The organism is Sporosarcina koreensis (genome assembly GCF_042655825.1).
GTDB lineage: Bacteria > Bacillota > Bacilli > Bacillales_A > Planococcaceae > Sporosarcina > Sporosarcina koreensis.
In genome coordinates, this window is sequence record NZ_JBHSNP010000011.1 from 62,475 (window position 1) to 74,832 (window position 12,358).

Genomic DNA, 12,358 nt, shown 5'->3' on the forward strand with positions numbered 1-12,358 from the left:
TAGCGATGATGAAAGGACTCAAAAAGTGGCGTCTCTTTTCTCTATTGGCTGTACTGACAGTTTTCCTTGCAGGGTGTGGACAAGAAGAACTTTCAACGCTTCTGCCTGCCGGACAAGTCGGTAAAGACCAATTCAACTTGCTATTATTGTCGTCAGGAATAATGTTGCTCGTAATTATTGTTGTTGTAGCAATTTATCTAGTCGCATTAGTGCGTTTCAGACGTTCGAAATTAGGTGAAGATCATATTCCTGAACAAGTTGAAGGAAGTCATACGCTTGAGCTTGTATGGACGATCATCCCGATTCTATTGATCTTATTGCTAGCCGTCCCAACAGTTTACTACACATATAAACTTGGGGATGTCACTGCGATGGGCGCTGTGGATGACGACGGGAATGCTGAAAACCTAGTCGTTGATGTAACGGCGAAACTTTACTGGTGGGAGTTTGAATATCCTGACCTTGGTATTGTAACGGCACAAGAATTAGTTGTACCAATGGATGAAAAGGTTTACTTCAACCTGATTGCCGCAGACGTGAAACACTCCTTCTGGATCCCGGCAGTCGGTGGAAAACTGGATAATAACGTAGAAAACGTCAACAAATTCTATTTGGTATTCGAGAAAGACTCTAGCGAGTTGAAAGACGGCGTATTCTATGGTAAATGTGCTGAACTTTGCGGTCCTTCGCATGCTTTGATGGACTTCAAAGTGAAGACGATGCCTCGTGCTGAATTCGACAATTGGGTAGCTGCAATGCAGGCATCCGGTGATAATCAAGTCGTTGCAAATCCAGCGGGTGAAGAAGTATTCAAACAAAGCTGTATCGGATGTCACGCCACTTCAGGTGTTGGTGAAAGCGGTGCAGTGGGACCGAACTTAGCGACATTTGGTGATCGTAACCGGGTTGCCGGTTTCATGGATCATACAAAAGAGGATTTGATCGATTGGATCAAGTATACTCAGAAACATAAACCGGGCAATAAAATGCCTGAGTTTGCCGATCAGCTTTCCGATTCTGAATTGGATGCATTGGCTGAATACTTAATGGGATTATCTGTTGAAAAATAATCTTTTGTGATTTTGAAGAGGAGGTAAACAAAGTGAGTTCAGTTGCTCAAAAAAAGGGTTTTGGCGCAACGCTATGGGACTGGCTGACTACAGTCGACCATAAGAAGATCGGAATCCTTTACTTCCTTGGTGGCGGATTCTTCTTCGTGGTCGGCGGTATTGAAGCGATGCTGATTCGTTGGCAGCTTCATAAGCCGAACAACGATTTCGTCAGTGCTGGTCTTTTCAATGACTTGATAACAATGCACGGAACGACGATGATTTTCCTAGCGGCCATGCCTATATTATTCGGATTTATGAACGCGATAATGCCTCTGCAGATAGGTGCACGTGATGTTGCGTTCCCATTCATTAACTCCTTAGGGTTCTGGATGTTCTTCTTCGGGGGACTATTCCTGAATCTATCATGGTTCTTCCAGCAAGTTCCTGATGCGGGATGGACATCTTATGCATCACTATCCACTGCTTCAGAAGGTCATGGTGTTGATTTCTATGCGATCGGTTTGCAAATTGCCGGGGGTGGTACGCTCATGGCGGGGATTAACTTCCTTGTCACGATCATCAACATGCGTGCTCCAGGTATGACATACATGCGTATGCCGTTGTTCACTTGGACAACATTTGTAGCATCTGCAATGATTCTGTTTGCATTCCCTCCATTGACTGTCGGTCTTTTCTTCCTGACATTTGACCGTATGTTCGGTGGAAACTTCTTTGATCATACAATGGGTGGTAACACAATCATCTGGGAGCATATTTTCTGGATTTTCGGTCACCCTGAAGTTTACATTCTTATTTTGCCTGCTTTCGGTATTTTCTCGGAGATCTTCTCGACGTTCTCCCGTAAGCGTCTCTTCGGATATCCATCCATGGTCTTCGCGACTGTGTTGATCGGATTCCTTGGATTCATGGTTTGGGCTCACCATATGTTTACAGTAGGTCTTGGACCGACTGCGAACGCAATTTTCGCTGTTGCCACGATGGCAATCGCTGTTCCGACAGGGGTTAAAATCTTTAACTGGCTATTGACAATGTGGGGCGGAAGCATCACGATTACAACTCCTATGCTATATGCGCTCGGATTCATCCCTTCCTTCGTAATGGGTGGGGTAACGGGTGTCATGCAAGGTGCTGCACCGCTTGACTATCAATTGCATGATTCCTATTTCATCGTAGCTCACTTCCACTACGTCATCGTAGGTGGGGTTGTTCTTGGGATCTTGGCTGCAACACACTATTGGTGGCCAAAAATGTTCGGTACGATGTTGAACGAAGCATTAGGTAAGGTTACATTCTGGTTCTTCTTCATCGGTTTCCATATGACATTCCTTATCCAGCACTGGCTTGGATTCTGGGGAATGCCACGCCGTGTTTGGACGTTTATGGACGGACAAGGTTGGAACTCGGCAAACTTTATCAGTACAATTGGTGCATTCTTGATGGCAATCGGTGTCATTGTACTCGTTTACAATATCATCGTAACTTCTGTAAAGAATGTAAAAGTTGCAAACGACCCGTGGGGAGACGGCCGTACGCTTGAGTGGGCGATCGAATCTCCGCCGATCTACTACAACTTCCCGGCAACTCCGCTTGTCCGTGGTCTTGATACTGTTTGGATCGAGAAAATGGAAGGAAATGAAACAGGTATAACGGCAGCTGAACCGATCAAGGACATCCATATGCCGAACGGATCGATCATTCCGTTCCTTATGACATTCGGTCTCTTCGTAGCTGGATTCGGTGCTATGTTCCGCACTGAGCACGCATGGGGTCTGCCTGTCCTAATCCTAGGTCTTCTCTGGACATTCTTGATGATGGGTGCTCGTTCATTGAAAGATGATACAGGCTACTACATTAAAAAAGATGAGATTCTCCGTGATCTAAAACGTAAAGGGGGTCAAAAATAATGGATTTGAATAAGAAATTCACTCCTGAAACTTGGCCCGATCATCCAGAAAAAGCGACACTTGAAGCGAAAAACAAGTTTGTCGGTTTCTGGCTCTTCCTTGGGGGAGAGACAATCCTATTCGCAACGCTTTTCGCGACGTATGTTGCATTGAAAAACTCGGGTCCAAGCGGTTTTGGATTCTCGACTCAAGAGCTTTATGAATTACCTCTAGTTTTTGTCATGACGATGTTACTATTGACTTCTTCATTGACGAGTGTGTTCGCCATGTATCATTTGCGTAACTACAACTTCAAGAAAATGCAACTTTGGCTTGCCATTACTGCATTCCTAGGACTTGGCTTCCTCATGCTTGAAGTATATGAGTTCTCGCACTATGTAAAACTTGGCTTCACATATAACAACAGTGCCTTCAGTTCCGCGTTCTATACGCTTGTCGGAACACACGGTTTCCACGTTGCTGTTGGCCTTGTGTGGATTACATTGTTGATTTTCCGTAATGCGAAACGCGGTCTGAACCTTTATAACGCTACGAAGTACTACACATTTTCATTGTACTGGCACTTCATCGACGTTGTATGGGTATTCATCTTCACTGTAGTCTACTTGATGGGAGTGGTAGGTTAAGATGGCAGAGATCCAAGTTTACAAACGTACACCTGCAGAGCAGAAACTTGCTCAACGTCGTGCGAAAAAATCGATGCGAGATCAGGTCATGATGTTTTCTCTTATGATCTTCCTGACACTTGTATCATTTTCCATGGTTGTAGCATTTGAAGCGGGCGTTGCCGGGTTTTCGAAGTTTTTCATCATTCCAATGGTAATGCTGTTTGCAGCTGTACAAGTCGGCTTGCAACTGTACTATTTCATGCATATGAGTGAAAAAGGACATGGCATTCCTCAAATGTTCATGTATACGGGAGCACTTTTAGGCTTCCTCATCCCTTTGACATTCGTAACAATCGTTTGGTGGTAATCAATAACAAAGAGCCTGTGGATCATTCCACAGGCTTTTTTGTATTTGCGATGGGTTTGTGTCCATTCGCCACATTCCGGTCAAAAATGGTGCATTGTCAAAGTTCGTTCATTGTGTTCCGCGTCTTATTCGTTTTATAATAGAAAAAGACACATTTAAAGGAGCGATGGCAATGATGCCTTTAAGCATATTCGGATTTCGCGCATTATGGAGTCCTTATTTCTTTTTATCGATCGTACTGCTTATTGTTTTATATTTTCTTTTGACGAAAAAATGGGGACATTGGTTTGAGGGGAACGAACCCGTAACCAAAAGGGAAATCAGGTTCTTCCTTGCCGCGATGGTCTTGCTGTATATTTTGAAAGGTTCGCCGGTCGATCTTCTCGGCCATATCTTGTTCTCTGTGCACATGACGCAAATGGCGCTTCTTTTATTGATGGTAGCCCCATTTTTAATCATCGGCATCCCGCATTTCATCTGGAAAAAAGTGCTCAGTGTCAAGATCATTGATAAGATTGTAAGACTATTCACGAAGCCTGTTATAAGCCTTATGGTTTTCACGATCATGTTCTCATTAAACCACTATCCGATGGTGTTGGATTATATTAAATTGAACGTATTCTTACATGCCATTTTCACCATCACGTTATTTATCTCGGCAATTTTCCTTTGGTGGCCGATATTAAATACGTTGGAAGACCATCCGCAAATTCATGGTCTGAAGAAAATCGGATATGTCATCCTAAGCGCAATTCTGATTACGCCGGCCTGTTCGTTAATCATCTTCGTGGACGTGCCTGTCTATGAAACGTACAGCAGCGGAGAAGCATGGCTGCAGGCAATGGCCCTATGTGTGCCTGCCGGTACGCTTTCAGGTCTATCGATTTCAGGACCGGAATTATTTACAAACATGCCGACATTGTATGATCAACAATTGGGCGGTATTATTATGAAAGTTATCCAGGAGCTTATTTACGTCGTCGTCATCGGAAAGATCTTCATTAAATGGTACCGTGAGGAGCAGATGAACGCAGACGAAATTACAAAGAAAGATCTTTTGGAAAGACAAAGCCTGCGAATGCATGGCTAATGATCCAATTTGATTTTTAAAGGGGTATTATGCGATGAATGTTCCTTTTTTACCGACTTTAAGCACATTTTTCATTGTTTTATCCGCTATCCTTGTTGCGATTGGATGGAAATTAATCCTGCAGAAGAAGATTGATGCCCATAAGAAGACAATGTTAGCTGCAGCCGTTGCGGCAGTCCTGTTTTTCATCATCTATGCCTCCCGTACGATTTTCGTCGGCAACACTGCGTTTGGAGGCCCGGAAAATCTGAAGATATATTATACAGTCTTCCTTATTTTCCATATCATCCTCTCTACGACAGGGGCCGTCATGGGTGTCTTGACGATCAAATGGGGTTTGAAGGATAAGTTGGACAAACACCGCAAAATCGGACCAATCACAAGCATCGTCTGGTTCTTCACAGCAATTACAGGTGTAGCTGTCTACTTACTGTTATATGTCTTCTATGAAGGCGGAGAAACAACATCGATGATCAAAGCCATTTTAGGAATATGACAGCAAAAGAAACCGGCAAAGGAAATTGTTCCTTGCCGGTTTTTACGTTTCATATTTTAAAATTCAACTTGATAATGCCTGCTTCTCTTGCTGTGTTGAATAAAATGACAATCATCGGTCCGATAAAGAAACCGAGCACACCGAATAACTTCAACCCGATGAACATGCCGATAAGCGTTGGAAGAGGGGATAAGCCGATCTGGTTGCCCATCACCTTAGGTTCAACAGTGCGTCGGATAATCAAGAGGATCGCAGCCAAAACGGCCAGCTTTGTCCCCATGCCTATATCTCCGCTTACAAACTGATACAATGACCAAGGAGCAAGAATGATGATGGAACCCAAAATCGGGATGACATCAATTATCCAAATGACAATGGACATGATCAATGCATATTTAGGTGCGATGATCAGCAATCCTACGAATGTCACCGCAAGAATGATAAAACTGACAAGCAATTGTGCCTTCATGAAACCGAAAATGACCGAGTTCAATTTAACTGTCATATAACGGACTTTTTTCGCTGTATCTTCCGTGAAATGTCGGAACACCATCTTTTTCAATTCCGGCAATTCAAGCATGAAAAGGAAAAGGGCGATCATATAAACGATAAGGCTCACTAGGAAGTTCGGAATTTCAGAAGCAAGTGCAACGATTTTATCAGAATTGAATAATTCCAATAAGGATTTCCGGAATGAATCCAAAATATCATTGAACCCGTCCTGCGCCGATCTCACAACATCATCAGGCAGCCCTGAAGTGTAGACAAACAGCTTGCTTTGAAAATCGATCCAAACCCCGGACAGCTTGTTTAAATAGTCGGGCGCGGCTTTTGTGAATTGAATAAGTCTACCTATCAAGGAGGTGACTGTATAATAGATACTGATTGCAAGAATGGCCAAGATGAAAATGAAGACGGATATGACCGACATTTTGCGCTTCCATTTAAATTTCGTTTCGGTCAATTTGACGAGTGGTTCAAACAGAAGGGCCGTCAGAAGGGCTAAAATGATCGGTACGGAAATAGGGAGAATAAAAATAAATAGTAATATGACAATAATAAGCAAAGTAACTAATAGTATATTCCTTTTTGTAAGCCATCGGGACAACGGTCATTCCTCCAAATTGTTCATTGCTCTCATTATAACCAAAATTCAGAGGAATGAATAGGTAAAAAAAGCCGCAGAACAATTAGTTCCCCGACTTTCGTTAATAAAATGCTTATTTTGATAAGATATATGGCTTCAGATCTTCTAAGACCGCTTTAAGTGTCGCTTCGCAATCTTTCACAAGACCTGCAGGGAAGTGCTCGCCCTCACCATACTCTACACCGTGTGGATAGTAGTGCTTGCCGATTACAGGTTTTTTAAGATGCATGATTGCATCCCGAGTGTCAACGTCTCCATCGGGAGTGAAACCGAATACGCGCAAGTAATAAGTGCCTTCCTTGATTACGTATTTCTTATCGTATGTCACACGCTCATAGTCCCATTGTCCAGCACGTACAAGATCGTGTTTCAGCATGATTTCATCTAGTACTGACAATTCAGCAACAATGCCTTCAATCCCTGTATTTTCAATATACATCGTTCAAGTCCTCCTTCATAATCATCCAGTCGAATGCCTATACTTATTTATCATAGAACAAAACAGTGTTAGTTGCAATGACAACATTGTGTCATAAGCGCCTCTAAACGTCCTCTATGCAACATCCTCCTATGCATGGAAGACTCAATCTTATGCGGTGATGACTTTGGCACTTGAAATTCACGATAGTTGACTTATACTCAAACTAATACTATTCATCAAGAATTTAAGGTTTTTTGTCAATATTATGGAAGGTGGCGAGAAGACTTGAAAGTACTATGGAAAATTGGATTATTACTCGTTGTCCTTCTCGCGCTGTTTTATTTCATGGGGAGTAGAGTGCAGGAAAATGAACCTTTGGAGTCGCCGGTTAAGCATGGAACGGCTATCCCCGCGCCGGATAAGGAAGTTGTTGAACTGACAGCTGGTCCCAAACGGCCGGAAACTGGACTTTCCACGTTTGTCGGGAAATCTTCGGAAAAACTGATTAAAGCAATGGGAGAGCCCGATCGTATTGAACCTTCAGCTTACGGTTATGACTGGTGGATATACTCGAATGATGTTCGAATAATGGCGGGAGTCGGAAACGGTACAGTCAATCAGGTTTTCAGCGCCGATACGGATGCTGATCTATCGCCAATTGTAATCGGGCAAAATATTAATGAAGTATTCCGATTTTCAATCATCGAGTCTGAAGTTAATGTGATACTGGATGAAAATATTTATACGTTTACATTGAATAGCCAGGATTTGAAGGATCGGATCCTGCTTAAGTATGAAAACCTGTATGCGCAAGTTTATGTAGATTCGACAGATGGAATTATTGAAAGTGTCCGATTCATCGATCCGAAGACGCTCGTCATTCACCAGCCTTATGACATGGAATTCATGGGTGAATTGTTCACAGCTGAACGCCCATCGTCGACGGTACAAATGGAAGTTGACCGTTCAATGGAGAGGCAAATTGTTGAATTGACGAATGGTTATCGGGAGCGTCATGGCCTTAAGTCGCTCAATAATGATTACTGGCTATCATTGCTTGCCCAAAACCATAGTAAGGATATGGCGATTGAGAATTATTTTTCTCATGAATCACCATCTGCAGGGAACTTGTCCGACCGATTGAAAAGCTTTGGAATTGAACATAAAAAAGCCGGGGAGAATATCGCCGCCAACTATGTGGATGCTATTGAAGCAGTCCATGGTTGGCTGAATTCTCCCGCGCACCGTAATGTTTTGTTGGATTCGGATGCAACTGATATCGGCACAGGGGCATATGGAAAGTACTACACGCAAGTACTGATAAAATCTGACAAGAAAGAAAACAGGCCAGGTGATTTGCAAAAATGATTCACGGCAAAATCCAGGTCCCTTTCTCATTGGAAGCGATGCCTCTTACATAAAGAGGTATCGCTTTTTGCATTGCATAAATGGCCGCGCGCTTTTGAATGACGGGATGATTTGTTTCCAAGAGCGGCAACAATTGATGGATGCTCATTTCGTCCAATTTTTTGGCGTTAGCACCGAAACGGGGATCACTCGTCATGACACCCGGAACGTCCTTGAAAAACTCCACATGCGATGCACGCAAAGCCCCGCCTAATGCTATGGCGGATAAGTCACTGCCACCCCTGCCAATTGTCATCACCTGGCCAAATTCGTTGATTCCTTGGAAACCTGGAATGATGACACAACCGGATTCCTGTAAGCTGTCGACGATCATTGTAGGATCAACATCACTGATCGTTCCATCGCCGAAATCCCCGGATGTCCAAATACCCGCTTGAATTCCATGTAGTATCCTGTTAGGGACGCCTGCCTCTTCCAGTTCGGCTGATAGGATGGCTGATGCGATAAGCTCGCCACATGAGGCGGCGAGGTCACTTGCAGCTTTGGAATAGATAAATGCGTCAGTTAGACGTAATAACCGATCTGTGGAGTATGGGTCATCTCCTCTTCCGATTGCTGAAACGACTACAACGACATTTTGATGGTTTTCCAATCCAGATTTGATGTGACCGATGCAGATTTTTCTAGTTTGTTTGTCTTTCATGGCCACTCCGCCAAATTTTTGAACTATCATTTAAGCTCCCAACTTTCTTCGTGTCGTTCGTTCCATTTTCTTCATACGATAAAGTATGGTTCGCTCTCAATATATTCGCTATTCATGAAAATTGTTCGGGAAGGGGAGGGGGCTTCTGTTATTATCTGAGATCTTGAAAGATTGGCCCTGTACGGTTTCGGGAAGTGTCGGTGTGCCGATTTACGGCATTACGGAGAGGTCTGGAAAAGTGAAGGATGGATTCATTTTCGTCGCGAGGAAAGGAGCTCGGGACGATGGGATTTTGCATGTCCAAGAAGCGATTGAACGAGGTGCTGTTGCAATCGTCATCGATCGAAATGAAAACGTGAATTTCGATTCAATCCAGGATATCACACTGATTACTGTGCCAGACGGAAGAAAGTTCATATCTCATGCCAGTGCCAAACTCGCAGGGAATCCATCTGAATCAATGACAATCATTGCTGTGACAGGAACGAATGGCAAGACGACTGTCACGCATTTCATCGGCCAATTATTGACGATGCTTGGAGAACAGGCAGCGGTCATCGGGACGACCGGACTTTTCATGAACGGCAGGAAAGTCTTCCTTGATGTGCCGGAAATGACGACATTGCCAGCAGAGTTTCTACATCCACTGTTAAAGCAATGCTTGGATGCTGGCATGAAATATATAGTGATGGAAGCATCTTCCCTTGGATTATCCACGTCAAGATTGGATCATTGTAAGATTGATATAGGAGTTTTCCTCAATATCGGGGTTGATCATTATGAAGAGCATGGCAGCAAGGAAGCCTATATTGCAGCGAAAAAAAGACTGACTACGATGGCGAAGAATCTTGTAGTTAACGGGGATGATCTGCAATGTGTGCAGATGATCGATGGAGCAGATAGACCCGTCCACTTTTTCAATGAGCTGATGGCTGCAGGAAGGGTTGTGCCTTGCCATTTATATCCGACATTATTGCCCGGAAAGCATAATCGGTTAAATGCCCTCGCCGCAATCACTGTTCTGAACATACTTGGTTGGAATCATTGTGAAACATTGCCCCTTTGTGACGAGCTTGTATTGCCGGAGGGGCGACTGCAAATGTTGCGTGAAGGGGAAGTGGTTGTTTTTATCGATTATGCACACACACCCGATGCTCTTCAAACGGTTTTGACTTCCCTGCTGGATGAATCTACAGGAGAATTGATTACCGTATTCGGTTGTGGAGGCAATCGAGACCGAGGGAAGCGTCCGCAAATGGGAAGGGTGGCTGCGACATATTCCACAAAAGTAATAATCACATCAGATAATCCAAGAAATGAAGAGCCTTCTTCCATAATAGAAGAAATCCTTAATGGAATTGGCTATGGAAAGGAAAAAGTCATCGTCGAGATGGATAGAAGGGCGGCAATTGAAAAAGCTGTCTCACAAGCGAAAGCCGGTGATATTGTTTTGATTGCCGGGAAAGGGCATGAAAAAACGCAGCAGATCGGTCAAGAACTTCTTACATTTTCTGATTATGAAGTCGCAAAGGCTGCATTGTGCAATAAGAAGATATAAAACAAACCGGAATGGATGCACAGGAAACGCTTTTTCTGGTATGATAAGTTGGAATGGAGGGAAAGCCCTATGATGATGACAGATGAATGGATGTCTATCATTGAGCAATCAGAAATACTCTCCGATATGTTGCTCTCTTCCGAAATCATCCAAGAGTACAGAAGAGCGAATCATGCCGTTTATTCCGACAAAAAGTTGGCAGAAGCGATCCGTGATTTTACCAATATGAAGGAGCGTTACGAAGAAGTGCAGCGTTTCGGCAGATACCATCCTGACTATAAAACAGTCATGAAAGATATACGTATACAAAAAAGGGAACTGGATATGAATGAGCAAGTCGCCGCCTTGCGCCTTGCTGAGAACGATGTGCAAAGATTGTTGAATGAAATTAGTGCAATCATTGCAACGTCCGTGTCCGAATCCATCAAAGTACCTGCAGGTGATAGTTTCTTTGTAGACTCTTCTTGTGGGGGCGGGTGTGGCACAGGCGGGAGCTGCTCCTGCTCAGCGTGACTAGGTAATGAGATTAATGCCAGGCTGCCTTAATTTCTGCAAAGTACGCAGAAATACGGCAAATCGAACCCTTCGCTGTTCGATTGGCTCCTGTTCCGCATGAGGAAACTATTATGCGTTTAATCAATATAATAAAAACGGTTGCCTGTTCAATGACTGGCAACCGTTTTTTTCTGTCATTATGAATTTCGTTGGATGACTTCCATAGCCAAAGCAGGCTCGTCTGTGATGAATCCGGCGGCTCCAGCGTTTAAGAGCTTTTCAAATGAATCTCTTTCAGTGACATTATTATAGTAGACAGAAACGTTCAAATTGGAAAGGAAGCTTACGAAGCTTTCTGTATTCATCGGAAACAAGCCCAATTTTTCAGGGATGCAAAACAGGTCTGCACGCGGGTTGTACAAATGGCCGAATCTGCTTGAATACGACGCATACGCTTTTTTCACTTCATCATTTCCTGCTCCGGTTGCAACTTTATTTTGAGCATAGAGATTGAAGCGATCCGTCTGCTCATCAAAAGTGCTCATGACAATCACACGTTCCTCCGATCCTGTTTCCTCCAAAAGACGCCAAAGCTTGGAAGGCATGAGACTGCCTTCGTATGTATCGGGCGAGTCTTTGAGGTTAATTGCGATCAGCATATGCGGATAAGCCGTTAACAGTTCACGCAAATTGATGATTTGTTCGCCTTTGCCACGGAAAGGGAAATTCCCTTCAGCATCCTCGAACATATAGCCGGCATCTGCTTTTTTCAATTCATCTATTGTATAATCGGAAACTCTGCCGGAAAAGTCAGTTGTCCGATCTACAGTTTCATCATGGAAGAGGACGATTTCTTCATCTTTTGTCAATCGGATATCGACTGCAAATCCATGGACCCCAAGTTCCGCTGAACTTGAAAACGCTGCCATCGTATGCTCTGGGGCGCTCTTCATCCCCCCACGATGGGAAAGGACGACCGGGTCTTTGAATTCAAGCGCTTCCTTTCTGGGGCGTGGTTGGGGTTTAGCGACTACTTTGGATGCAGCCCAAGCTGCAACGCCGGCTGCACCCACCGTAAGAGCCACTTTCGTTTTTCTACCCATTTTCGTATCCTCCTCAAGTATCGTT

The 12,358-nt window shown here is 43.8% G+C and carries 13 protein-coding genes; 9 read left to right on the plus strand and 4 right to left on the minus strand.

Annotated features, from left to right (window positions below; all coding sequences use genetic code 11):
* Positions 1-5: 5 nt before the first annotated feature.
* From coxB to ACFPTP_RS06910, 6 genes are all read left to right on the plus strand, one after another.
* Positions 6-1,070 carry a cytochrome c oxidase subunit II gene (gene coxB, locus ACFPTP_RS06885; RefSeq protein ID WP_381443199.1) on the plus strand — a complete coding sequence of 355 codons (1,065 nt, stop codon included), beginning with the start codon at positions 6-8 and terminating at the stop codon, positions 1,068-1,070.
* Positions 1,071-1,102: 32 nt separating this feature from the next.
* Positions 1,103-2,977: a cytochrome c oxidase subunit I gene (locus ACFPTP_RS06890; RefSeq protein WP_381443200.1), complete on the plus strand. Its 1,875-nt coding sequence runs from the start codon at positions 1,103-1,105 to the stop codon at positions 2,975-2,977.
* A complete protein-coding gene (locus tag ACFPTP_RS06895) occupies positions 2,977-3,603 on the plus strand; it encodes a cytochrome (ubi)quinol oxidase subunit III (RefSeq protein WP_381443201.1) in 627 nt (208 codons plus the stop codon). Before ACFPTP_RS06890 ends, ACFPTP_RS06895 begins: the two co-directional genes overlap by 1 nt.
* A 1-nt stretch (position 3,604) precedes the next feature.
* On the plus strand, positions 3,605-3,952 hold the full coding sequence (locus ACFPTP_RS06900) for a cytochrome C oxidase subunit IV family protein (RefSeq protein ID WP_381443202.1): 348 nt from the start codon (positions 3,605-3,607) through the stop codon (positions 3,950-3,952).
* A gap of 175 nt (positions 3,953-4,127) precedes the next feature.
* Positions 4,128-5,042 (plus strand): cytochrome c oxidase assembly factor CtaG, encoded by a 915-nt coding sequence (ctaG, locus tag ACFPTP_RS06905; protein WP_381444193.1) that lies wholly within the window; start codon positions 4,128-4,130, stop codon positions 5,040-5,042.
* Between the two features lie 34 nt (positions 5,043-5,076).
* Positions 5,077-5,538, plus strand: a complete 462-nt coding sequence (locus ACFPTP_RS06910) for a DUF420 domain-containing protein (RefSeq protein ID WP_381443203.1) — start codon at positions 5,077-5,079, stop codon at positions 5,536-5,538.
* A gap of 49 nt (positions 5,539-5,587) precedes the next feature.
* Here ACFPTP_RS06910 and ytvI read toward each other — a convergent pair whose 3' ends face one another.
* Positions 5,588-6,646: a sporulation integral membrane protein YtvI gene (ytvI, locus tag ACFPTP_RS06915; RefSeq protein WP_381443205.1), complete on the minus strand. Its 1,059-nt coding sequence runs from the start codon at positions 6,644-6,646 to the stop codon at positions 5,588-5,590.
* Between the two features lie 112 nt (positions 6,647-6,758).
* A complete protein-coding gene (locus ACFPTP_RS06920; protein WP_381443206.1) occupies positions 6,759-7,124 on the minus strand; it encodes a YugN family protein in 366 nt (121 codons plus the stop codon).
* A gap of 267 nt (positions 7,125-7,391) precedes the next feature.
* Here ACFPTP_RS06920 and ACFPTP_RS06925 point away from each other — a divergent pair, with 267 nt between their 5' ends.
* Entirely contained in the window at positions 7,392-8,474 is a 1,083-nt protein-coding gene (locus ACFPTP_RS06925) for a CAP domain-containing protein (protein ID WP_381443208.1), read from the plus strand.
* 1 nt (position 8,475) lies between these two features.
* Here ACFPTP_RS06925 and ACFPTP_RS06930 read toward each other — a convergent pair whose 3' ends face one another.
* On the minus strand, positions 8,476-9,207 hold the full coding sequence (locus ACFPTP_RS06930) for an amino acid kinase family protein (RefSeq protein ID WP_381443209.1): 732 nt from the start codon (positions 9,205-9,207) through the stop codon (positions 8,476-8,478).
* A 172-nt stretch (positions 9,208-9,379) separates the two neighbouring features.
* Here ACFPTP_RS06930 and ACFPTP_RS06935 point away from each other — a divergent pair, with 172 nt between their 5' ends.
* Both ACFPTP_RS06935 and ACFPTP_RS06940 read left to right on the plus strand, forming a co-directional pair.
* Positions 9,380-10,735, plus strand: coding sequence for a Mur ligase family protein (locus tag ACFPTP_RS06935; protein ID WP_381443211.1), 1,356 nt, complete (start codon positions 9,380-9,382; stop codon positions 10,733-10,735).
* Between the two features lie 69 nt (positions 10,736-10,804).
* Positions 10,805-11,248 (plus strand): YlbF/YmcA family competence regulator, encoded by a 444-nt coding sequence (locus ACFPTP_RS06940; RefSeq protein WP_381443212.1) that lies wholly within the window; start codon positions 10,805-10,807, stop codon positions 11,246-11,248.
* A 179-nt stretch (positions 11,249-11,427) separates the two neighbouring features.
* Here the strand turns inward: ACFPTP_RS06940 and ACFPTP_RS06945 are convergent, their stop codons facing one another.
* Positions 11,428-12,333, minus strand: a complete 906-nt coding sequence (locus ACFPTP_RS06945; protein WP_381443214.1) for a glycerophosphodiester phosphodiesterase family protein — start codon at positions 12,331-12,333, stop codon at positions 11,428-11,430.
* Between the last annotated feature and the right edge of the window lie 25 nt (positions 12,334-12,358).

Coding starts and splice junctions, on each gene's coding strand:
- coxB (WP_381443199.1), top strand. CDS start 6: ATGATGAAAGGACTCAAAAAGTGGCGTCTCTTTTCTCTATTGGCTGTA.
- ACFPTP_RS06895 (WP_381443201.1), top strand. CDS start 2,977: ATGGATTTGAATAAGAAATTCACTCCTGAAACTTGGCCCGATCATCCA.
- ACFPTP_RS06900 (WP_381443202.1), top strand. CDS start 3,605: ATGGCAGAGATCCAAGTTTACAAACGTACACCTGCAGAGCAGAAACTT.
- ctaG (WP_381444193.1), top strand. CDS start 4,128: ATGCCTTTAAGCATATTCGGATTTCGCGCATTATGGAGTCCTTATTTC.
- ACFPTP_RS06910 (WP_381443203.1), top strand. CDS start 5,077: ATGAATGTTCCTTTTTTACCGACTTTAAGCACATTTTTCATTGTTTTA.
- ACFPTP_RS06920 (WP_381443206.1), bottom strand. CDS start 7,124: ATGTATATTGAAAATACAGGGATTGAAGGCATTGTTGCTGAATTGTCA.
- ACFPTP_RS06930 (WP_381443209.1), bottom strand. CDS start 9,207: ATGATAGTTCAAAAATTTGGCGGAGTGGCCATGAAAGACAAACAAACT.
- ACFPTP_RS06940 (WP_381443212.1), top strand. CDS start 10,805: ATGATGATGACAGATGAATGGATGTCTATCATTGAGCAATCAGAAATA.
- ACFPTP_RS06945 (WP_381443214.1), bottom strand. CDS start 12,333: ATGGGTAGAAAAACGAAAGTGGCTCTTACGGTGGGTGCAGCCGGCGTT.